We start from the raw sequence: 23,285 nt of genomic DNA on the forward strand, positions 1-23,285 counted from the left end.
AACACAATGGAGCGCGATCCGACAAAAAAAGAGTCTGAATGTCCCACGCCGCCCACGCGTGTACCCGATGTGCACGACCTGGTCGGTCTCGCTCTCTCGGGAGGGGGGATCCGCTCCGCGTCATTCAACCTGGGCGTGCTGCAAGGGCTTGCCGACCGGAAGGTGCTTTGGATCTTCGACTACCTGTCGACGGTTTCAGGTGGTGGCTTCGTCGGTGCGTGGTGGAGCGCTTGGCTGTCTCGCGCCCAGCGCGAGCCCGGATCCATTTTTCCGGAAGCGGAGGAGCTTGAACCGGATCGACGCGAAGCCACCGCGCAGCTGTTGGAAGGGGTGGACCGCGAGACGGGCCTTTCTCGAACCGACACGACGCGGCGCGAGGCGGGCCGCCCCGAGGCATCCGTCATCGCAAAGCGTGGTGATCCGATTCATTTCCTCCGGATCTTCTCCAATTATCTCACCCCTAGAACAGGCGCGGCGAGCCCTGACACGTGGAGATTGATCAGCTGGTACACGCGGAGTCTGCTTTTCACGTGGGCCGCGCTCCTGCCGCTGTTCTGCGCGGCGGTACTGGTTGCGCAGGCGTTTTATCTCTCCAACCCACAAGCAGCGCGCGCCTTCGTTTGCCCGCTTTCCCCAGCCGCAGCAGAGGCCGCGCCGAAGCCCACCGCCTCGTCGGTCGGTCCGACGTCCGCTGAACCGCCTCACGCGTTCTGCCCGTCGGACGAGGCGTACATGCCCCATAGCGTTTCGCGGACCGCGCGCCTCGATTACCTAGCGAAGCCGTTTGTGCTTTTCCTCGCTGTGTGGCTCACGCTAGCGATGCTCTGGCTCGCGCACTCGTCGGCCCGGCCCCGCCTGGCGGTTGGCAGCATGGTACTCGTGTTGCTCCTGGGTTCGTTTGTCCTGCGGTTATTCCGTACGAGTTCGTCCAAAGAGTTTTCCTGGAGTGTCGCGCTCGTCGTCGGGGCCACGATAGCCTTCCATTTGGTTCAGTCGTGGCTCGCCTATCACAAAGCGCACAAGGCGGAAGGGGCCGAAGCCCGAGCGCCGGCCACGGCAGGGGATCATCGCGCGTGGCTCACGCGGCAGCAGGCACGCCTGCTCAAGGCCGGCACGTTCGTCTTTCTCTTCCTGTTGTTTGCCGGCTTTGCGCACGACATCCTCTGGTTCCTGTTCAGTGGCTCGGAGAGCGTCCTGATGACAGCCGTGAGGCGCGCGGCAGGATGGGGTGGACTGCTTTTGACGGTTGGCTCCGCTGCTTACGCTGTCATCAAGGCATCCCCCACCTCGATGCCTGGTAGTGCAAGGGAGCCGGGCAGGATCGGGCAGATTCTCGTTTCCATCGCGCCTCCTCTCGCGGTGATCGCATTGACGTTGGGATTCGGGATCGTATCGCACGAGCTCATCGTGAAGACAATGCGTCTTCCAAAGAACGTCCTCGTTTTGGCGAACGTTGTCGCATGGCTGGCACTACTCGAGGTTGTCTTCGCGTTGTTCGAGAGTTGGGACGATCCCGATTTAGCGCCAGACGAAAGCAAGGTCTCTAGGTGGTGGCGGCTCGTTCCCGAGCACATCAAGGGCGTCATTCTCCGGAAGCGGACCAAAGACACAGGAGATAAGACGCCTTGGTACTACTGGTTCTCGCCGCGCGGGTGGGCCCGTGTCGCAGCCGCTGCGGCAGTCGCCACAGTGTTTGGCCTTGCAACCAACCGCTCATGGAGCGATGTCTTGGCGGCGATGCGCGCGAGCCTCGTCACCCTTGGATCGATTGTTATTTCGATTGCCATTCTTGTTGCCGTAGTCGGTATCAGCTTGGCGCGGCGTAAGTCGAGAATTGCGTTGCGCAGCGCGCGGCCGGTGGTGCTGCTCGGAATCGCCTCAGCCGGTGCCGTCCTTTCGCTCTTGTCAAACGGCGGTATCGCCAACCGCGCACAGGACAATGCGATGCTCGCTGCGTTCCTTTGGATTGCGGTCCTGATTGGTGCGGTGGTTGGAATTGGGTGGCTAGCTGATCCGAACCTGCTTTCCATGCACGGATTCTACAAAGGGCGCTTGACTAGAGCCTACCTGGGAGCCTCGAACTCCGCACGCGACAATGAGAAAATCACCGAGGCCGCACCGGGAGATGACGTCAAGTTGAGCGATTTGTGGAATCACGCTCAGGGTGGGCCCTACCACTTGATCAACACGACGCTCAGTTTGGTCGGAGGATCCGACTTGGCGACGTCTCAACGCTCCGCCGAGAACTTCATCATGTCGAAGTACCATTGCGGCTCGGCGCGCGTGGGATATCGGTGCACTTCCAAGTATATGTCGGGCCATCTGACGCTCGGCGCCGCCGCCGCAGTATCAGGTGCGGCTGTAAGCCCGACCATGGGTTCCAAGTCGCCGAGCGCCGCACTCTCGCTCCTGCTTTCCCTGATGAGTGTGAGACTGGGCTATTGGGCGCCGACGCCATCGGGCCGCCGATGGAATGAGCCGCACGCGCGGCTCTGGCCTTTCTACCTCCTCCGCGAAACGCTCGCGAATACCGGCCAGATTGGAACGTACTGTTATTTGACGGATGGCGGACACTTCGACAACACAGGCGTCTATGCGTTGGTTGAGCGTGGCTGCCGGTACATCGTGTGTTGCGACTGCGGCGCTGATCCTGCATTGGGCTTTGACGACATTGGCGCTGCGATTCGGCGTTGCCGCATTGATTTCGGCACCGAGATCATGCTGGACATCGACAACTACGCGAAGCGGAAATCCCAGGATCGCTCGCGTCTACACTTCGTTAACGGTACGATCGTCTTCCAAGATGCCCACTTGAAACTGCTCGGCATCGAACCGACGGCAGAATCCAAGCGCGGGGTCATCCTGTGGATCAAGCCTGTTGTGCGGCCCGGTGACTCGGCAGACGTGCGTCAGTATAAACTTGAGTGCCCGGAGTTTCCACAGCAGTCGACTGCGGACCAATGGTATGACGAGAGCCAGTTCGAGAGCTACCGTCGCCTTGGCTACGACAGCGCGCGCGAGGCGTTCTCTCCTCCTCGTACAGGCGAGGTCATCCGTCCCGGGGATTTCGAGCACATCGGGGACCTTTTCAAGCCCCCCGTGAATGTCCAAGGCAAAACGCCGACATGAGCGGCGTCACGTCGGAGCAACGACGAGGATCGCACTCAAAGCCGTGTGAGCACTCGAAATAGAGCCGCTAAGTAGACTATCAACGCCACAGTTCGCAGCCACTCGGGTTGGCCCCACAACGCCCAGACAAGGAGCAAACCAGCGCCAGCCGCAATGAGAACGATAATGAGCCAGATTACCGGCGGTGCCAACCCACCGAGCACCACCCAACTCGATCGGGTCTTGCCGTACAAAGGAGACTCTGGCTTTTGAACCTCGCCGTGTACAACAAATCGAGCGATGGCATCCCAGTTTGCCTCTTGAACAGCGGTACTATGGTTGCCATGCACAAATCGAATCTGAGATAAGCCGACTTGTGAGCTTTCCCTAAAGCCATCGTGGCCGGCACTCCCGAGATCCTGCAGCCGTAATTGTTGAAATCCTTTTGGAAAAAAAGCGACTACCCAGTCGCTGGTTGCCACATAATTGAGCACGGCTTTGACGCGCTCTCTTTCAAGCATGTGTGACCAGTCGTACCTCGTGCTGACAACACTCCCCGCGAACACCACCCGCTGAAAATGGCAAGCCGGGTAGTCCTGTAACGCTCTTGCGAGCAGATATGTACCGTTGCTATGACCGACGAATGAAAAGGCCGCATTAGGATACAAGGCAAGATCTTCGGTGTACTCGTCCATCAGCCACTCGACTTTGGCACGACGGGTCGACGGAAGGAGAAAGGGAAGCATCGGAAAGTACCCGTAGCTCGAGGTCTCAGCCTCAAACACGCGTCCTGCTTTCCGACCTTCGACCTTGACGCGCCTTGCGATTCGTTGCGTCCAGTAGCCCTCGTCGCGAATTCCATGAATGACGAAGATTACGTCTGTTACTTTGTCATTGGGCGGGTAGGGTAACAGATCTTCTGGTGGAACAGACTCGCTCTTGAGCAAGTCGGGCTCTGCCAGAAGCGAATGCAAGAACACTTCAGCCCGGCGTTGGCCTGCCTCTGTGCTATCCATGTCGCGGATGTTGACGTGACCAGACATCGGCGCGTCCAGGTACACGAAGTCGCGGCCGGAAACCAGATCAATATTGTCCCTTGGCGACACAAGGTCGTCAACAGTTCCTAACAGCTGAACTGTTACAGCTCCTCCAACTCCCTTGGCGTCAGCGTGACGTGCCATCGACAAGCACTCGATACGAAGTTGCGTGACAAAAGGCGCACCCCGTCGGAAGGCGAATATCAGCGGCCGGCGGCGGGTGAACGGCTGGAGGAGGTTCCACCCCACCGTTGCGACCCAGAATGTGAACGCATGAGCCCGGGAAAGGTTGTGCGAAATGCTCCATCCTCGGCTCATCGCGGCCAAAAGAATTAGACGAGAAACAGACTTCGCCCATGACTTTGGAGCGCGAGACCGAGCCTTTGCACCCCACGGCGCGTCTGCGTTCTCGCCACACGCGTGAACGTAAACCGATCGTGCCAGGACAGCACCGACACTGTGCCCGATCAGGATAATGTGGCGATATGGTTCGCCCTTGGCGATGCGCTCAGCCCATCGAAGATCGATCTGATCGAGCAACTGCTCGGTTATGACGCTCGGATCTTCGAACGACAACAGCTCTATCGGGAGCAATGGAGCGAGCAGGTCCGCATCTGGCATCTTCGACGCGACCGCAGCGCGCACGTATCGAAGCGAGTCCGGCGTAGCTGTGTAGGCATGAAGCATTAGCACCAAGTCGAGTGATTGACCGCGTGCCTCGAACTCCGGGACGACTCGTTTCGGCATGACCCTGCTCCGTATACGGTTAGCGAGCGTGAATTCAAGAAACGCCTGCAGCATGGGTATTTCTATTGCCTGTCCGATACTTTGTACGAGTAACCCAGGTTTAGCCGAACCTTGTGATCCACGTCACCGAGGAACTCGGCCTTGTTCGCCCACTTCAGAGTAAGAATTCCGTCCGACTGGTCGTTGATTTTCTGCGTGAGAGTGACAGTTCCTACCCAGCGCTTCTCTCGCACCGTCTCATCATCGGAGTACCGGTAACGGATCTCCGCATCAATTCGTGCTGTTTGATCGGGAACGGGAAGGAAACTGCCGAAGCCAGCAGCCGGCTCCATTACCAAGTTACGGGGCTTCGAAACGGGTGCTGAGTCGGGGGGGAATGCGAATTTGTAAGCGTCAATTCTCAAAACGTCGACGACGAACCAGATGCGGGTACCGCGGTCGAGGGACGTGAGGACTCCCGGCTGGCTCAAATAATCGTTATAGCACTGAGGATGTAACGTCGGCGATCTACCCGGATCCTGTTGAGCGCAATAAGCACGCGCTTTGTTCAAGTTTACCGGGCTGTACTCGTACTTGAGGCTCGCCTTGAGCCCATTCGGCCCGACGGTTCGACTACGTCTTCGGGTGAAGCCAGTGATGTTTAGCTGCGGCTGATTGTTGAGCAAATCCTCAAGTCGATCGAGACCGAATAGCTTGCTGAGTTTGGCGGCGTTCTGCTCGAAAAGAATGTCTAGTTGTGCCAAGCTGATGATCTTTGTCTCGAATGTCTGTTGGTCTGCTTGACTGAAGCAGTTTAAGGGAATATTGGTTGCCGCATGGGTTTGCGTATCGCACTGAGGGGTAGTTCTTACTGGCTGCCGCGGCAGTGTTAGGATTAGCGAGTTCGCGGATTGGGCGGTAGCAATATCGAGCGGCGTGAAAAGTTCAGTTGTGAGAGCGTTGATCTCGCCTTGATGCGTTCGGAATGAGCGACCGAAGCGCAAGGATTCCCAATTCAACGCTCCGCTGAACTGCACGTCGTCAAAATCTCCCAAGCTCTTCTTAAGGCTGTCGCGGACAGTGGCCCTCGATTTCTCGGGAACGTTCGCGATCAGTGGCTCGTAAACCACAGCTTCATTTGCGATTGATTCCAACTGAAGGGCAAATGGCAGCTTCCAGACGGGATCGTTTGGTTTAACGTTGAAGCGAAGGCCGAGTGCTTTCGTGTCCGCGGTCAGACCCGGGATCGCCAACGCGGTGGCCAGCCTCGGAAGAAAGTCTTTGATTGCAACGCCAGATCCGGCAACTGCGGCTGCTGTACCAGTAGGCTTGGCATCCACGCCCCGCTTGATTTCTTCACCTTCCCTCTGCGCAGCTGCAGCAACGCGACTGGCGTCACTTCCTGACTGCGCGCGCAGCTTTGAAAGACACTCATTGGCAGTCTTGGCGCGATCGCATAACGGTTGTTGACTGTGACCCACCGAAAAGGGACCGAGAGAGGCGACCAAGGGGGCCACGTATCGCGACAGTCGGACTCTCATGGTATTGCAGCGACATGTACCGGAGTCGTTAGCGGACGTTTTCCCGTGTACGTCTCGTCATACGAGTCCTGATGAACCCCCCCACCGGTCTTCAGGCACACACCTTCGATTCTTACCGATTTCGTGGCCTTTGTGAGAAACTCGAGTGCCAGAAAAAGAGTCACGGCCTCCTGATCTTTCATTTTTCGGGTCCACTTCGGAACGAGATCGTTATGTGTCAGTTCCTTCTGCACGTCTTTCTTGCCAGGTCGAGCGGCGATCAGACTGCCTCGGACCGTTACTCCGTCGTCGGGGGTGACTGAGATTGTCAGTTCATAGTCCTCCTTCACGCTATCCCAGTACAACAAGTAGTTCGGCACTGTGTCCTCCCTTGGTTGATCTGAATTGTCCGCCGACTCTTGACTCGCTGTCCCGCCGTGGCCACCCCGTTGTCAACGCTCGATCAGTCGGTCAGCTCAATCGCTTACCAGTCGTCAAAGTATGAAAAAGATTCGGGATCGTTATGACGCTTTGAGTGATACCTTGTGCGCCAGAATGGGAGGCCCCGAGTGGATGGAAAAGGCCGGCCCGTCCACCGAAACGGGCGGCTCGCCCGCGTTGCGCACGGAAGCTCCCGATCCCGCACACGACGATAATCACCAGAGCGAAGACGCCTGCGTCGGTCCATTCCATCAATCATGCTCCTAGTTCGTCCCGATAGAATGCGGACAGCGACAATCTTTATCGCACATCGATCGGCGCAATGCTGATTTCATATCATTTGAGTGTCGATTTTGCATCACGTGCTGCGTGCAGCGTGTACAGGACCGACACTTCGCTGATACAAATCAGTCAGTGCACCCCGCGCGAGACGCAATCGGAACCATCCGCGGATCCCGTCAGCACTTCTAGAGGCCAAGCATCAGATAAGGTCGAAGTACAAGTTTTACAGTCAGGACTTCATCAACAATCTGTTCACGCACCCATATACAAAGATTCAATTTCTGACCCACTCGTTCTTCCAGCCTTTCGCGTATCCGGCGGCTTCATCATCAGTGCCTTCTGCCAATGTATCGGGCGTGTCGTTGGGCAGAGCCTTTCGTCTCAACAAATAGGCTGGAAGGAAAGAATTGGCTGCGATCGCCGCGTCGAGCGCATTTGAAAACCTCATCGCGGCCCGTCCTTCGTCCGATCAGCCAGAGCGCCTTGTCATACATCCATTCGGTTGAATGGTCATCCGGGAACGACGCGAGAAGCTTCTCTATTGCGGCGTGACCTTCAGCTTCGCGTAGCATCAGGAACAGCAGATACCGACATCCCAGCCCGTCCGACGAATCGAGGCGAAGCAAATCCTCAAAATGCTCGCGCGCCTCGTCTGGACGGTCCAGCGTCCAAAGACATATCGCCAGCTCACGTCGGGCTCGCATGTAAGGCCCCGTCTCCAGAATGCCCCAGAACTTTCCGGCATTCTCCTCGAACATCTTGTCGCCGACTGCGCGCCGGCCCGCGCGCACCCCTTCCTCGTAGTAGGCGCGCGCTTCGGCCGCGCTCATCGCTTTTTCATCGCCGAGCAAAGTGAACGCATCCGCGCAATCGGCTGAGATCTCGAGAGCCTCCTCCGCCATCTCGATGCGTTCCTCAGGATCGTCCGCTTCCCATGCGTCGAACATGAGATCCTGCGCTTCCTCGAGTGGCGTAGTCGGTGCGGCCGCCTCCTCCGCTCTGCCTTCATCGAGAAGGCGATCGATATATGCGTCCGCTTCGCCCGGTCCGAAATTCTTTCCCTTCAACGCCTCTTCAGTCCGACCATCATCCGTTCGGCTACTATAGCGCTTACGGTGATTTCATCATCGTCCGCGGAAGAGGTCTCCTCGCTTCGCGCTCGATTCGGTCGCTTGAACCGCATTCTGTGAATATGGAGCCATTTGCCAGCGCTCGCATTAGTGCAGGGCAGCCAAGTTCACGCGCCCAGGATTTCATTCAGACCTTCGACCACGCGGCTGAGTTCTTTGTCTGAGGCGCGCGCGATACGCTTGCCGATCCGTTCCGTTGCAAGCGTCCGAATCTGACTGATCTTGATCCACGACTGCTTCTGCAAACCGGACGCACGACTTTCAAGCGTGAGGGGGAAGCCGGCACGCGGCTCCTGGCTGGTAAGTGCGACGGCGATCACGGTGCCCGAGCGGACATTGAAGACGTCGTGGCTCAAGATGAGGACCGGGCGCTGGCCGGCTTGCTCCTGTCCGCGAGCGGGGACGAGTTGCGCCCAGCGGATTTCACTCTCAGTATGCGGGCCATGCATCCAGCTCGGCGCGCAGCCCTTCTTCCGCAAGTGCCTTCTCTTCCTTCGCTTCAAGCTTGGCGCACTCGTTTGCGAGTCGAGTTCGGCTCAATCGCTCGAGCTTCTCCCAGAGCGCGGCTTCTATCGCCTGGCTCCGGTTAGGGAACCGGTTTTGGGCGATCAGCTCGTCAGCTCGTCGAGGATCCGTGAATCGACGGTGACGGCGACTTTGGTCTTCGGCATATAGGCCTCTTGGTATGACATATTATCATACCCTAGCCGAGGGGAAATTCAACTCGGTTGCGATCATAGATCGCGACAAGCGACCTCGAAATTCGAAAGCCTGCCTTTCGTTTTTCAGGGTGCCTCCATCGGCTCATTTTCCAAACCGCGCCTTCTTTGGGGAGCTGCGCACCGCGCACGAGCCATTACCGCAATTCACTGATTTGCGCAGCGTGCTTCGCATGCCAGCTCTGAAGCTCGCGGATTACTTCGCCAAGAGTAGGGATCAGCCTCTCGTTGGTGAGATCAATCACCTCGATCTCAGTGCCGTTGCCAAATGACGCATAGACGTGCTTGTGAGCGTGCGGTCGATGCTCATGGGCGGACTCGTACCGGAAGACATTGTGCCTGCCGCGAATCCATGCGTGATATCGGAATCTTCGTGTCTGTACAAGCGCAGTCAGCCCGCGCCCTCGAGTATAGCAATCTTTCTCGACTTCGAGCGTGAGGCCGTCCAGACACACGATCGTGCCCTGCAACAGAATTACCGACGGCAGAAACGTGAAGTTGCACTGGTCCTCGATGACGAATCCCTCGCTCAGAAGGGCCGTCATCCACGACTCGCGGCGAGGTAGTTAGCGAGCCGGTTTGGGCCGTGCTTCCCTGGCAAGGTCGCTCCGCAGTTCTGCCAGGAACATCCACTCGCTCACCTCAGCGGTATCGCGAAGCTTTCCTGAGGCGAGCGCATCGCGCAACGTCGACGTTGGAAGCTCGTACCGCTGCTCGAACACGCGGAGGCGCGCATCGAGCACTGCGAGATAGTTGGCCAGCGCCTCAGGCGACGAATCGAAGGCAGCACTGAGTACGTGCATTCGCTCGTCTTCAGTCATCTGGCGCAGGGCAGCGGAGGGTATCGTGACGGGCATCTGTGCCAGAATCTTTGGCAGCGCAACCGGCCGAGTCAAGAGAGACACTCCATCATGTTCTGGTCTTCATGGATGTCAGAGCTTATCCCGAGAATGCGAGCGCCGTGTGACCATCTTATTGCCCGTGTCAGCGTTTTCACACACAAACCATCGTCGAGGAAGCTGCTCTCGCTTCGATGATTTAAGCAAGGTGCTGGGGGCAATTCATTCCGCCAGGCCCGAAGCGATTCTTGTTGCGACGGTCTTGATTGGGCTGTGCGATAAGGTCCTGAATATTCCCGATCAGGTTCACAAGTTTTATCGGGACCGAGAGGTTGAATTCGAGTCTCATGTGGTGCCGAGACTTTCAAGCGGTGACCAAACTCTCTGGAATGAATTCAACTGGGCAATCAGCTCCAATCGTCCAAACGATCCGGCCAAGACCCTGGAGCTGATGCGTACGCTCACAACCCGCAAACCCGGACATACCCATGTCGCGGGGTATGACTACGTTTTGGCTGTCCCGGTGTACATCGACAACGTGAACCCACCTTCCGTTGCCCGGGAAAACACTTTGGGAATTGACGTGGACGGAGAGTACCAGGGGTTGCTCGACCAGATATGTGCCGCCTACACAGCGCGCTGGCACATGTGAAACGGAAGAGTAGCGATATCCGTCACCCCTAGCGGCCCGAGAACGCGACAGCTGGTTGAGCCCGCGCTGAAAGCAGTTTCTGATTAGACGGATTCAGGATAATACCGCGCCGATGGCTCTAGCACGTGCTTAACAAAGCACGCGCCGTGATACAAAAACGGCATATGAGTGATACGAAACCGGCATTGCGGCGTCCTCGCGTGCTTGCAATTTATGCGTGGATCACACTCCGCATGCGCGCGGCCCGATCCATTCTGCGGAATACTTCTAATGCGCAACGCTGCCTCGCTACCGAGCCAAGAATCCCATGCCATGCCTCAAGGGGCTGGGCGTTCACATGTAACCACCGACGAGGCTCAACGACATTTTTCCCACCAGCCGCCCCGAGGCGATCCGAAGGCAATTGTAACTCCCGTACGTCGGAGGCTGGTTGATAGAGCGGTTGCGAGGCTTCTGCGAATTTCGGAAGAAGAGGCTTCGTTCGCCCGTAGAGGGTTTCGGACTGCGAACGAGGATGCTCGGAAGCACTTGGAGTATATCGGCCGTTGCTTCCTTCGCGGCTACAACGAGGGACTAGCCGGACACCAGGCTTTAGCGTTGTCCCACGCAGTAACTCTTGTCGAACCAGCGTATCGCGGATTCGCATTCGAGGGAGTCGCGATGGCGTTGACAATGCTCGGCTATATCACGCCGTGGCGTCGCTCGCGGTTAGAGCAACTATTGCGAGAGTGCGGCGACGAGCATGCGTACATGGCACATATCGGCGCGGGCTGGGCCGTGGCCCGATTAAGGCGGCCTCTTGTGCCGATTCTTGCGCGGCGCGACGTCTTACTCGGCTGGCTTGTCGCCGACGGAATGGGCTTTCACGAAGGATACTTCAAATGGCCACGGTTTGTGGTCAAGGGCGAGCGACTCGCTGGGTTAGGTGGCTACGCATTACGTGCATTCGATCAAGGCGTTGGCCGTAGCCTTTGGTTTGTCGGAGGTGCGGACCCGCAGCGAGTACGACATTTCGCCGACACGTTCGCTCTGTCACGTCGCGCCGATCTTTGGAGTGGAATCGGATTGGCCGCGACGTATGCCGGAGGAATCAGGCACGAAGGCCTCGAAGTGTTGGGCAAGTTGTCCGGAACACACGCCTCGGCGATGGCGCAGGGAGCCGTGTTTGGGGCGAAGGCTCGCAGCCGGGCAGGCAACAGCACGCCTCATACGGACGCTGCCTGCCAAATACTGTGCGGTATGAGCGCGCGCGTGGCCTCACAATTAGCAGACGATACGCTGGCAAGGATTCCGGAGCCATACACTGCTTCTAGCTACGAGAACTGGCGCCTAGCGATTCAGGCCACATGCAATTCCCAGACTGTAGGGTGAAATGCTAAAACTGCCTCACTCGCATCTCACAGTTGCATTCGTTGCTGTGGGCATTGCGTACGCTGCCGCCCGAGAGCCGGAAGTGCCCGCATCTGAGCGATTGGCTTTGAGCTCGGCCTTCCGTTTCACCAAGTTCGAAATGCTGGGTTTAGATGGTGCCGCAGACAACAAACGAAGAGTAGTCAACCCCTCGCTACGCAAAATCCAAGATTGGATATCTGCCGTTGGTGCCGGAGCTGCGCTCACTGATCTCGATGGCGATGGATTGCCTAATGATGTGTGCTATGTCGATCCCCGATCCGATGCTGTGATCATAACAGGCGTTCCGGGGTCGGCTTCCTCGGAACGGTACCTCGCGTTCGGTCTGTCGCAGCAAGCTCCGCTCTTCAATTCAAAGACCATGGCCCCCATGGGTTGTCTACCCGGTGATGTGAACGAAGATGGTCTAATGGATTTGGTAGTGTATTACTGGGGAAGGACTCCGATCGCATACCTCCAGATCCCGGGATCCTCGCTATCTGGGAGATCCTTCTACGCGCAGCCGCTCGTGAACGGAGATCAGCGCTGGTTCACGAACGCCATGGTTTTCGCGGACGTAAATGGCGACGGGCATCCCGACCTTTTGGTGGGGAATTATTTCCGCGACGGTGCGGACATTCTCGACGCTGCTGCACCGCGCACACAGCAGTTGCAACACTCGATGTCCCGCGCTACAAACGCGGGCAAGAGCCGGTTGCTTCTGTGGAAATCAGCATCCACCGGCGCCGTGCCGCACGTAACCTACGATGACGCGTCGGGTGCACTTCCCGCCGCGGTGGCCCATGGATGGACCTTGGCCATCGGGGCATTCGATCTCGATGGTGACCTCCTGCCTGAACTGTACTTCGCCAACGATTTCGGGTCAGACCGGTTGCTGTGGAATCGATCGGCCAACGGTCGGGTGCGTTTCGAAACACTCGAGGGAAAGCGGACGCTGACGACCCCGGCCTCCAAAGTGCTAGGCCACGATTCGTTCAAGGGGATGGGCGTGGATTTCGGTGATATCGACGGTGATGGCATCGCAGATATCGTCGTCAGCAACATCACCGAAGAGTTTGCATTGCAAGAGAGCAACTTTGCCTTCCTGGGCACGGGTAGTTTCGATCAAATGCGGAGCGGCTCGGCGCCCTTTGTTGAGCGCAGCGAAAGGCTGGGTCTCGCGCGCAGCGGATGGGGATGGGACATAAAAATCGCGGACATGAACAATTCAGGGAAGCCAGTCATTTTGCAAGCCACCGGATTTGTTCGAGGCGAAGTCAATCGCTGGCCAGAGCTTCAGGAACTCGCAATGGGAAACGACCAGCTACTCAGCCGCCCAGATGCGTGGCCGAACTTCGACGCGGGTGCGGATCTCTCAGGTAATTCGCGTAATCGGTTTTTCGTCAGGTCGGTAAACGGAAAATATGTGGACATAGCGAGTGAAATCGGATTCGCTGAGAAGACGGTGAGCCGCGGAATAGCACTTGGCGATGTTGACGGGGACGGAGATTTGGACGCGGTCATCGCAAATCAGTGGGGACCCTCGTCCTTCTATCGGAACGATTGCCCCCGCTGCGGCGCGTGGCTCGGGTTGAACCTGGTGCTCCCGACCGACAGCAGGCCGGCCGGCGACACACGAATTATGGCTGGTCTAATAGCGCCAACGTATCCCACGCGCCCGGCCATCGGATCGGTTGTCACGATCAAGCCTGACGATAGAAGGCGAATCTCGGCGCAAGTTGATGGCGGCAATGGTCACTCCGGGAAGCGTAGCCCACAGCTTCTTTTCGGACTGGGGCGGACCCGTTCGACTCGGATAGTGGCTGAAGTACGCTGGCGCGACAGCAACGGAACCCTGAACGCCGACACGTTGAGGCTGACGCCTGGATGGCACACTATCGTTTTGCAGAGAGCGCGGAATGCGAGCCGCTGATATAACTCCGATGCCAGCCGGCGCCAGACCGGATCGCCTTGGAGCCCTTCGCCGTTTTGGTGTCGCTATTACCGTTCTCACGCTACTTGGCCACACCCTATTGGGATTCGAGCAGCCTTGGATTTACCCATTTGTGGCCGTCGCAATCACGGCCACGATGGATCTGATCCTTGCGACGTTGGACGCGAGAGCGAACGGACGCCAACCTTCCTATGTGGGTGGTGTCATTAAGCTGATTGACTTCCTCTTGCCGGCGCACATCACAGGACTGGCGATCGCGCTCCTACTGTACCCAGGCGAACGGCTCGGCCCCCTTGTCTTTGCATGCGTCGTTGCGATCTCTTCGAAATACCTGCTACGCGCGGGGTTGCCCGGTCACAAGAAGCACTTCTTGAATCCGTCCAATTTTGGAATCGCTACTACACTACTTCTTTTCCCCGCGGTTGGGATTGCACCGCCCTACCAATTTACGGAAAGGATCGACGGCGTTGCAGACTGGATATTGCCCCTCCTCATCGTCTTCACGGGAACTTTCCTCAATGCGCGTTTCACGCGACGGCTCCCATTGATTGCAGCGTGGCTCTTCGGGTTTGGTGCTCAGGCCGTCGTTCGCAGCAGCGTCTTTGAAACATCGCTTGCTGCATCGCTAGTTCCGATGACGGGCGTCGCGTTTGTGCTTTTTACTTTTTATATGGTCACCGATCCAGCCACGACTCCGATGCCAAATCTTCTCCAGATAGCATTCGGCGGCAGCGTCGCGGCAACCTACGGTTTTCTGATGACTGTTCACGTGGCGTTCGGGCTGTTTTTTTCACTTGCCATCGTCTGCTGTGTTCGCGGTGCATTCATAAGCCTGCGAGTTGCGCACATCCCGCATACTCGTGTGGACGTTTCCCTTGGCGATCAATCACGCATGAATGGGAATCCAGCTCATGCAGCTAACATTGAGCCGAGATTTGTTGCAGCCATATCCACCTCCGGTGAACTCACAACTCAGAGGGAGTCCGCCCAGCGCCAGGCCACGGCGGCCCAGTGAGCGGCATCGCGATCATAGGGATGGCATGTCGTTTCCCCGACGCTAACTCACCCACACAGCTATGGGAAAACGTTCTGGCGCAACGACGCTCGTTCAGGCGGATACCTCAAGCCCGGCTCGACATCACCGCGTATCACTCTTCGGATAGGGGTGCGTCCGACAAGACCTACGTTACCAAAGCGGCGGTAATCCGCGACTACACTTTCGATCGGGCGAAATATCGCATTCCTGGTACGACCTTTCGCGAAACCGACATGGCGCAGTGGCTTGCGCTGGACGTCGCCGCTGATGCGCTGGCACAAGCTGGGTTCCACGAAGGGGCAGGGAGCCCACGCGACAGCACGGGTGTTGTTGTGGGAAACACTCTTACCGGAGAGTTCTCACGCGCCAATCTGCTGAGGCTTCGCTGGCCCTTCGTTCGCCGGACAGCCTCAGCTGCATTCCGCAATCTCGAACTGCCGGACGACAAGCACAGCGCATTTCTTCAAGCATTCGAGGCCGAATATAAGGAACCGTTTCCGGCGGTTGGGGCAGACACGTTGGCTGGCGGTCTGTCAAATACCATCGCAGGTCGTATTTGTGGCCACTTCAACTTTCGGGGCGGTGGGTACACGGTGGATGGTGCCTGCGCTTCATCATTGTTAGCGGTTATTACCGCATGTAACGCACTCGAGTCGGGCGACCTGGATCTGGCTCTTGCTGGTGGAGTCGATATCAGTCTCGATCCGTTCGAGCTGGTCGGATTCGCGAAGGTCGGCGCACTAGCGAGTCGTGAAATGCGCGTCTACGACCGCGACGCCGATGGATTCCTGCCTGGGGAAGGGTGTGGTTTCGTTGTGCTCATGCGACAAGATGACGCCTTGGCTCAGCATCGCGAAACTTTCGCAGTGATTCGTGGCTGGGGTATGTCGTCGGATGGCAGCGGGGCAATCACCCGTCCTGAGGTCGAGGGTCAACTGCTCGCACTAAAGCGGGCGTATCGCCGCGCCGGAACCACGCCCTCGAACGTCGGTTACTTCGAAGGGCATGGAACCGGCACACCCGTTGGCGATGCAGTCGAGCTACAGGCACTCACTACCGCCCGAAGAGACGGGGGGAGCAGTTCGGTGCCGGCCGCCATTGGATCCATCAAGGCGAACATCGGCCACACGAAGGCGGCGGCCGGCCTCGCCGGGCTCATCAAATGCGCAATGGCCCTGGACGCTCAAATTATTCCACCCACGACTGGTTGCGTGAATCCAAGAGATGAACTCGTAGGAAAAGCACGGGAACTCGAGTGCGCGAACAGCGCTAGACTCTGGCCTGTCGGTGCGCCCCTTATCGCGGCAGTGAGCGCAATGGGATTTGGCGGAATTAACACGCATGTAGTCCTCGAAGCGCCGGTCGGCGCTCTGCGCCGCCCGACATTCAGGGAGGAAAATCGGTACATCGATTCCGTCCGGGACGCGGAGCTGCTGTTGGTCGCGGCTGCGCAAAACTCGGAGTTGAGTGAGAGAGCAACTCGACTCGCCTCCGCGATTGAAGGAATGTCAAGCGGAGAGATTGCTGACGTGTCAGCGCAGCTCTCGCAGAGCCGAGGCCTGTGGCGAGCCGCCGTTGTCGGATCGCAACCGGAGCAAATGGCCGAGAGTCTCCGGGAAGTTGCGCATCGTGCGGCCAACAGTGAACACATTGTTGACCCGATTAGGGGCATTTACCTCGGGCATCCTGGGCTCCCCAAGCCGCGTGTTGGATTTCTCTTCCCCGGGCAGGGATCAATAGCGCGGGATGTAGGCGCATTTGCACGCGTTTTCCCCGAAATCGCGGCTTGGCACACCAGCCTTGGATTTCCCGCGGATTTTGAGCAAGAGGATACATCCGTCGTTCAACCCGCCGTCGTTGCTGCCTCACTCGCGGGTCTGCAGATGCTTGACGCAATTGGACTCGATGGTGATGTGGCAATCGGCTACAGTGTCGGCGAATTGGCTGCTTTGACATGGGGATGCGCGCTCGACAGCATACAGGTCATGGCGATGGCGCGGGAGCGCGGTCGAATTCTGAAGGCGCATTCAGTTCCGAACGGCATTATGGCTACCCTCGGAGCTTCGGTGTCCGACATCGTCGACCTTGTAGATGGTGTGAATGTCGTAGTAGCAGGACATAACGGCCCACGGTCAACCACGATTTCCGGGTGTCGAGAAACAGTTGCTCTAGCGCTGCGAAATGCTCGCGAGCGCGGGATCGCGGGAGTCCGTCTTCCCGTGGCGGTTGCGTTCCACTCACCAATGGTGGACGGCGCAACGTGCCACCTCAAGTCATTTCTTGCACGGACATCATTCGAGCCGCTTCAGCGAACAGTCATCTCGACGGTCACAGGAAGGCCGCTTGGGAGGGATGAGGATCTTGCGCGGCTGTTGTGTCGACAGCTTACCAGTCCCGTCATGTTCGCAGAGGCTGTTCGCTGCGAAACCGGTGTTGATGTGTGGATAGAGATCGGCGCCGGGCGGGGGCTGGCAACCCTGGTGGCCGAGTGGTCCGAGATACCTACGATTGCGCTAGAGATCGGGTCGGCTCGGGTTGCTGGACTGCTGCACGCATTCGGCGCGGCATATGCGCTTGGCGTAAATGTGAGTGCTGGGCCGCTATTCGATCGTCGGTTTGTGCGCCCGATAAACCTCGATCGTATGCCGACATTTTTCGGCAATCCGTGTGAGAGTGCACCGCAGGACAGCTTGACGCGAGATGTGAGCGTTCAGAAAACCGCTCCGTCTGCTTCTGATCCGAATCGTCAGCTTTCGGAGGCAGAGACATGGAGTTGCCCGGTCGCGGCGCTGGATCCTTCGGAGACGACGGTCAGCGTCGTGAACCAAATCCTCTCAGACCGCTCTGAGCTTCCGGTGGCTTCGTTTTCCGACACGACTCATCTGCTAAACGACCTGCATCTCAACTCGATGAGTGTCACGTCGCTCGTCACGTCCTGCGCTCGAAGGCTGAGAAGGAAAGTTCCAGCTGTACCATCAGGATTTGTAGATTCCACGATCGCTGAGGTGGCCCGGTTCATAGACGCACTTCCAATTGAACGCGAAAACGCCTCAGACGAAGTCGCCGCCGGGATTGGGCCTTGGGTCCGCGCGTTTCAGTTAGACTGGGTTCCGGCCCAGACTCGAGCCGATCCCGGCGACCATCCACCGTCGAAGTGGCAAATAGTCGCGTTGCCCGGCGATCAACGAAGTGCCTTGCTCGCCCGCGAGCTTCCGCACAAGGGGTGTGGGGGCATCGTTGTCTGCGTTCCCCCCACTCGGGACGAGCGCGCATTGAATCTGCTGATTGAGGCGGCCCGAGAAGCTACTTCACATCGCGCTCCGTTTTCAACCATGCTCTTTCTTCAGAGTGGCGGGGGAGCGGCAGGCTTTGCACGGTCGCTCTATCTCGAGCTCGGCGGCGTGCCAATCAGTGTTATCAATCTTCCCGTTGACCATCCAGGACTTGCGGAGACTGTTGCTCGTGAAATGACCACCGCTGAAGGTTTTACTGAAGCGCATTACGGCGTGGACGGCGTTAGGCGCACGCCCGTCCTCGTCCACATGCCGCTGCGAAGTCGCAACGGCGCATTCCCGACGATGCATGACGAAATACTTCTAGTGACAGGCGGGGCAAAGGGCATCGGGATCGAATGCGCCCTCGCAGTTGCGCGACAGTCAGGGGCTCGCCTCGCGCTGTTCGGCAGGACGAGTAAGGAGGACGCTTCAGTCAGATCGGCACTTTCGCGTCTCCGTTCTCACGGAGTTTCGTGCGAATACGTTCAGACGGATGTGACGGATTTGGATGCAGTCACAGCATCGATAGGCCGGCTGCAGGTGAGCGGGGCTCGGATCACAGGTGTGCTTCACGCTGCAGGGATTAACTCCCCAAAAGCCATGCGCGATCTCACTCTCGATGACATGCGTTCAACAGTCGCGCCAAAGATCGCCGGGGCCAGAAATGTCTTCACAGCGTTGGTCGGTCAGCAGCTAAAATTCTTCTTCTGTTTCGGCTCGATAATCGCAAGCGTGGGGCTGGAAGGCGAAGCGCATTATGCTCTCGCGAACGACTGGCTCGAGAGTGTCATCGACGAGATCCGGATAGCACAGCCAAGTTGCCGCTCCACCGTGGTTGAGTGGTCGGTCTGGGCAGGCACCGGGATGGGCGAGCGGCTTGGGAGTGTGAATGCCCTCGCCCAACGCGGTATTGACCCGATAACAGTTGAGCGCGGCGGCGAAATGCTGCTACGGCTTTTGACCGCAGATCAACTCCCGCCGAGGGTGGTAGTAACTGGACGTTTCGGGAGTCCGGTAACGCTTGTGCAGGCAGTCAAGCAGCTTCCCCATCTGCGCTTCTTGGAGAAAGTGCAAGTGTTCTACCCGGGTGTTGAACTTGTGGTTGACGCCGATCTGTCTTCGGGGAGCGATCCGTATCTTGGCGACCATGTCCTTCACGGTGAGCAATTACTTCCTGGGGTCATTGGACTGGAAGCTATGGCACAGGCCGCCTCCGTGCTGTTGGACCTGAAAGAAGGTGCCATCACCGTCGAGCGGGCGAAGTTCACACATCCGATCAGTACTGACGACGAAGGACACATGCGTGTTCGCATCGCGGCGCTCTCACAGGACAGTGGGGACGTGGAGGTAGTGTTGCTGAGTAAGAGCACCGGCTACAACGTCGAGCACTTTCGAGCTTCCTTCTCAGCATTTCGGGGGGGCTTGGTGCGGTCGCCCGCTGAGCCCGGTACCGATCAAAATGCCGGGGGGGTCGTCGATCTACTGCCGGAGCGGGATCTCTACGGTCGACTCCTATTTCATGGACCTCGGTTCCAAAGGGTTAATCGTTACTTCAGTCTCAGTGCAACGCAATGCACGGCGGAAATTGATGCTACACGAAGAAACCTGTTTGGTGATTTCTTTTGCCAAGACCTCGTTCTCGGCGATCCGATCGTTCGGGATGCAGCAATACATGCGATTCAAGCGTGCGTTCCACACGCGCGACTGCTTCCAGTCGCAGTTGAGCGGATTGAAATCGATGTTAAGGAGTACGTCACTGAGCGAAGTGTCGTTCACGCTTGGGAACGCAGGCGCGACCGGAACACTTTTACGTACGATCTTGAGCTCATTTCCCCCGAGGGAACGGTCCGCGAGCGCTGGCTTGGACTGGTACTCCAAACGGTAGAGCAATTGCCCGTTCCTGCGGATTCCTGTCGAGCTCTCTTGGGTGCCTATCTCGACAGACGTGTTGGGGAATTGATTCCAGGCGCTGACACCTCGGTTACTGTGTCGACGCGGGGAAACGCGGTGCGTCAACAGGGTCTTGCGGACGGATCCACAGGTCCACTCGTGTATCGCCTCGATGGAAAGCCGGAATCGATCGACGGACGTTTTTTCAGTGCGTCGCACTCGGGCGCAATCAGTGTTACTGCGACTGCGTCGTTGCCGATTGGGTGCGATGTAGAACTGGTCAGATCGAGCGACGATGGTTCGCTTTCCGAGCTCCTCGGCGAGATGGGAGTCGCACTCGCGGTCAGTATTTCGAAATTGACCGGTGAAGACATGCAGCACAGCTGCCTTCGCGTATGGACCGCAAAAGAGGCGGTCTACAAGATTGGCCGGGCCGTGAACTCTGCGCTCCATCTGGTGAGCGTTGCCGATGACGGATGGATCACGATCAGTGCCGATGAAACGCGGATTGCAGTTGGAATCATCCCAGGAAGGGGAACACTCTCCTCTATGGTTATTGCGCTGGCGATCGAAAACTCGGAGCCGATCGTAGCTCCTTATAAAAATGCCCGGCATGCGGCGGCACCGACCTCATACCAATCGTCCAACAGCGGTGTAGGCGTTGCAAACGCATCCGGAAACGGCGATTGATGGCCGAGCTTCCGTTCTTCGAATACCGCCACATCGTTTGTTTCGAAGAGACCAACTTCGTGGGTAATGCTTATTTTGCCCACTATATCCGCTGGCAAGGGCACTGCCGCGAACTTTTTATTCGGGAACGCGCACCAACCCTCCTTGGCCAGCTCTCTAGCGGCCTTGCATTGGTTACTGTCCGCTGTGCGTGTGAGTATTTCAGCGAGCTTTTGCCCTTCGACGACGTGAGTATTCGGATGAGTCTCGGCGCCATCGATCGAAATCGGCTGTTGCTCCGATTTGAGTACGTGCGGCTGTCCGGTCCCAATCCCGGTCTTGTCGCGTCCGGCGAACAGGAAGTGGCGTGTATGCATCGTGAAAAGGGGGGGCTCGTCCCCACGCCGGTTCCAGCCCAACTCTTGAACGCACTCAAACCCTATCTCACAGCCGGTGCGGGCGGCCCCAATGCGATTCGGCCCGTCGAGACAAGGCCAGTTGGCGCCTGATCATTTTGCGGGCGAAAGGAGGAGAATGTATCTGGCTGACCTCGAATCTAACGTCGCGTATGGCTGACCAAGGCGCGTCTGCAACTCACTCCCCTGAATCACCGCTGAAAGGGCGGCGCACCGTGTCATCAGTCGCCGATGTATTTCATAATCATGCGCAGCGCGACTTTGGAGCAAGTGGGTTCCGTGAAGTCGAGTTGGAGATACGCACCGGTCGCCACACGCTGTACAAGTATGACGTAGGGCACGTATGGCAGCGGAGAATGGGCGAATCCCGGTCGCTCTTCTGCGTCACCGCTCCTCGTATTCTGGCGGGTACGAGTCTGTTGATGGTAGAGCGCCCCGGGAAGGAAGAGTTGACTATTGCGTTACGCCTACGCGGGTCGCCAGACGTCCTACGCGTCGATCCTTCGCGGTGTATGGATGCAGTTCTGGGCAGTGACTTCACGTACGAGGATCTTCGGTTTTGGCTGCCGGTGCAAACGCTTGGAGAGCCCTGCGTCAGCACTTGCGACATCGACGGGCGCGAGTCGTTGACGGTGGCCGGAGTTCGTCGCACGAACTTCGGGGTTTCGCAGCGCCTTCGTGTTTCGTTGGACGCTGAACACTGGAACGTAGTGGAAGCCGAATGGCGTACCCTGGTCACTGGTGACCTAGTGCGGGCCTATCGGGCCACATCGCATCTCCGGCGCAGCGGGATCGTTACTCCACAGCGCGTGACGGTCGACGGAGCTGCTCACGGTTATTGCAGTGAGATGAGTCTGATCCGCATCGCTGTCGGCATAGCGATAGATTCGACTGCGCTGACCGAAGATGCTTTCGGCTCGATAGATTACCTGGAGGCGATGGCGACTTGGCGCCGTACGGCGGAAGTCGTATGAGCGCGGCAGCGGTAGGTGGTGAAGGCTCCAAAGCACGGGTGCGTCGCCTGTGGCTCTCCTCTGTCGGTATCTCGGCTGCCAAGCTCCTGGAGCGACGCGGCGGTGTTTCGCTGAAGCTGGCGCAGGTACTGAGCACCAGAGCGGATGTTCTACCGCCAGAAGTGACCGAGCAACTGCGGCGCCTCCAAGACGCGGTGAGACCGATGCCGCTCAACGAAGTTGAGCGCATCCTCGCCGCCGCCTATCCCGGGTGCCTTTCCGCACTCTTCGAACATATTGATTTAGCGCCGATCGCTAGCGGGAGCGTGGCGCAGGTACACCGCGCCGTGTTGGCAGGCACCCATCGCCTGGTCGTCCTAAAGCTCCGAAGGCGCACCATACGTTCAGCGCTTGACCGCGACGTTCGCCTGGTTCGACGTGTCGGTCACTGTCTCTCTTCACTACCAGGCTTCGCAGACATTCCGTTTCGTGAAGCTCTTGACGCTGCGAGTGAAGCGCTCGCAAACCAGGCTGACTTTTCCCAGGAAGCTCGTCATCACAGGGAAGCCGGCGCGTATCTGGCGGGAAATCCACAAGTAACAGTCCCGAATCTCGTTCGGCCCTTGTGTCGCACCGATGTCCTGGTGATGGACTACGTCTCCCAAGCCACGCCACTGGGGAGTCATGCAAGCGACCGCGTAAACCGCGAGGCGACGGTCCTGACTGTCCGAGCATTGTACGGGCTATTGTTCGACCGCGGGTTGATCCACTGTGATCTCCATCCCGGCAACGTTCTGGTACGAGCCGACGGAACGGTGGCGTTGATCGACTTCGGGTACGTAGCCAAGCTGTCGCCCCAAGTCCGCCAGCAATTCGCGGAGTTCTTCCTGAGCCTGGTACTCGGCGATGGGCATGGCGCGGCGCGGATCGCGATTGACATGGCGTCCTCCCGATCACCGCGATTCAACGAATCGGCATTCAATGCTGAGGTCCGCGCACTCGTCGAGAACAACACGCGAAGAGTCGCATGCGAATTCACCATCGTGGGGTTCGTCACAGCCCTCTTTGCCATCCAGCGGCGCCATGGTCTTCGTGCATCACCCGCATTTACCGGAGCGATCCTCGGCTTGCTGGCTCTGGAAGGGACAGTACGCCGTGTGTGTCCTGGATTGGATTTCCAGCGCGAGGCGTTGCCGTTCGTAATTCGCGCTGCTAATGGCGGAAGCCTGCAGACTCAATGATTGTGCGC

At 58.1% G+C, this 23,285-nt stretch carries 16 protein-coding genes; 9 read left to right on the top strand and 7 right to left on the bottom strand.

The features are described from left to right. Nucleotides 1–6: 6 nt before the first annotated feature. Entirely contained in the window at nt 7–3,129 is a 3,123-nt protein-coding gene (locus VES88_12500; protein HYN82316.1) for a hypothetical protein, read from the top strand. A 35-nt stretch (nt 3,130–3,164) separates the two neighbouring features. Here the strand turns inward: VES88_12500 and VES88_12505 are convergent, their stop codons facing one another. From VES88_12505 to VES88_12535, 7 genes are all read right to left on the bottom strand, one after another. Beyond that, on the bottom strand, nt 3,165–4,721 hold the full coding sequence (locus VES88_12505; protein HYN82317.1) for a hypothetical protein: 1,557 nt from the start codon (nt 4,719–4,721) through the stop codon (nt 3,165–3,167). 233 nt (nt 4,722–4,954) lie between these two features. Next, nucleotides 4,955–6,352, bottom strand: a complete 1,398-nt coding sequence (locus VES88_12510) for a hypothetical protein (protein HYN82318.1) — start codon at nt 6,350–6,352, stop codon at nt 4,955–4,957. Between the two features lie 56 nt (nt 6,353–6,408). Beyond that, nucleotides 6,409–6,771, bottom strand: coding sequence for a hypothetical protein (locus VES88_12515; protein ID HYN82319.1), 363 nt, complete (start codon nt 6,769–6,771; stop codon nt 6,409–6,411). Nucleotides 6,772–7,443: 672 nt separating this feature from the next. After that, complete coding sequence (locus VES88_12520; GenBank protein HYN82320.1) at nt 7,444–8,181, bottom strand: hypothetical protein; 738 nt, start codon at nt 8,179–8,181, stop codon at nt 7,444–7,446. Between the two features lie 170 nt (nt 8,182–8,351). Next, nucleotides 8,352–8,723 carry a type II toxin-antitoxin system PemK/MazF family toxin gene (locus VES88_12525; protein HYN82321.1) on the bottom strand — a complete coding sequence of 124 codons (372 nt, stop codon included), beginning with the start codon at nt 8,721–8,723 and terminating at the stop codon, nt 8,352–8,354. A gap of 377 nt (nt 8,724–9,100) precedes the next feature. Further along, entirely contained in the window at nt 9,101–9,508 is a 408-nt protein-coding gene (locus tag VES88_12530; protein ID HYN82322.1) for a hypothetical protein, read from the bottom strand. A gap of 21 nt (nt 9,509–9,529) precedes the next feature. Continuing rightward, nucleotides 9,530–9,859, bottom strand: coding sequence for a hypothetical protein (locus VES88_12535; protein HYN82323.1), 330 nt, complete (start codon nt 9,857–9,859; stop codon nt 9,530–9,532). Nucleotides 9,860–10,010: 151 nt separating this feature from the next. Here VES88_12535 and VES88_12540 point away from each other — a divergent pair, with 151 nt between their 5' ends. From VES88_12540 to VES88_12575, 8 genes are all read left to right on the top strand, one after another. Continuing rightward, a complete protein-coding gene (locus tag VES88_12540; protein ID HYN82324.1) occupies nt 10,011–10,454 on the top strand; it encodes a hypothetical protein in 444 nt (147 codons plus the stop codon). A gap of 312 nt (nt 10,455–10,766) precedes the next feature. After that, the gene (locus tag VES88_12545; protein HYN82325.1) at nt 10,767–11,825 is read left to right on the top strand and encodes a DUF1702 family protein; all 1,059 of its coding nucleotides are present in this window, start codon (nt 10,767–10,769) and stop codon (nt 11,823–11,825) included. Nucleotides 11,826–12,234: 409 nt separating this feature from the next. Continuing rightward, a complete protein-coding gene (locus tag VES88_12550) occupies nt 12,235–13,776 on the top strand; it encodes a VCBS repeat-containing protein (protein ID HYN82326.1) in 1,542 nt (513 codons plus the stop codon). Nucleotides 13,777–13,786: 10 nt separating this feature from the next. Continuing rightward, complete coding sequence (locus VES88_12555) at nt 13,787–14,812, top strand: hypothetical protein (GenBank protein HYN82327.1); 1,026 nt, start codon at nt 13,787–13,789, stop codon at nt 14,810–14,812. Continuing rightward, the gene (locus VES88_12560) at nt 14,809–20,688 is read left to right on the top strand and encodes an SDR family NAD(P)-dependent oxidoreductase (GenBank protein HYN82328.1); all 5,880 of its coding nucleotides are present in this window, start codon (nt 14,809–14,811) and stop codon (nt 20,686–20,688) included. Before VES88_12555 ends, VES88_12560 begins: the two co-directional genes overlap by 4 nt. Beyond that, nucleotides 20,688–21,176, top strand: a complete 489-nt coding sequence (locus tag VES88_12565) for an acyl-CoA thioesterase (protein HYN82329.1) — start codon at nt 20,688–20,690, stop codon at nt 21,174–21,176. The genes VES88_12560 and VES88_12565 overlap by 1 nt, the downstream gene beginning before the upstream one ends. 122 nt (nt 21,177–21,298) lie before the next feature. Further along, on the top strand, nt 21,299–22,057 hold the full coding sequence (locus tag VES88_12570; GenBank protein ID HYN82330.1) for an outer membrane lipoprotein-sorting protein: 759 nt from the start codon (nt 21,299–21,301) through the stop codon (nt 22,055–22,057). Next, the gene (locus VES88_12575) at nt 22,054–23,277 is read left to right on the top strand and encodes an AarF/UbiB family protein (protein HYN82331.1); all 1,224 of its coding nucleotides are present in this window, start codon (nt 22,054–22,056) and stop codon (nt 23,275–23,277) included. Before VES88_12570 ends, VES88_12575 begins: the two co-directional genes overlap by 4 nt. Nucleotides 23,278–23,285 lie beyond the last annotated feature (8 nt).

It is taken from the genome of Gemmatimonadaceae bacterium, from assembly GCA_035633115.1.
Taxonomy (GTDB): domain Bacteria; phylum Gemmatimonadota; class Gemmatimonadetes; order Gemmatimonadales; family Gemmatimonadaceae; genus UBA4720.

Coding starts and splice junctions, on each gene's coding strand:
- VES88_12550 (HYN82326.1), top strand. CDS start 12,235: ATGGGTTGTCTACCCGGTGATGTGAACGAAGATGGTCTAATGGATTTG.
- VES88_12500 (HYN82316.1), top strand. CDS start 7: ATGGAGCGCGATCCGACAAAAAAAGAGTCTGAATGTCCCACGCCGCCC.
- VES88_12545 (HYN82325.1), top strand. CDS start 10,767: ATGCCTCAAGGGGCTGGGCGTTCACATGTAACCACCGACGAGGCTCAA.
- VES88_12530 (HYN82322.1), bottom strand. CDS start 9,508: ATGACGGCCCTTCTGAGCGAGGGATTCGTCATCGAGGACCAGTGCAAC.
- VES88_12565 (HYN82329.1), top strand. CDS start 20,688: ATGGCCGAGCTTCCGTTCTTCGAATACCGCCACATCGTTTGTTTCGAA.
- VES88_12575 (HYN82331.1), top strand. CDS start 22,054: ATGAGCGCGGCAGCGGTAGGTGGTGAAGGCTCCAAAGCACGGGTGCGT.
- VES88_12555 (HYN82327.1), top strand. CDS start 13,787: ATGCCAGCCGGCGCCAGACCGGATCGCCTTGGAGCCCTTCGCCGTTTT.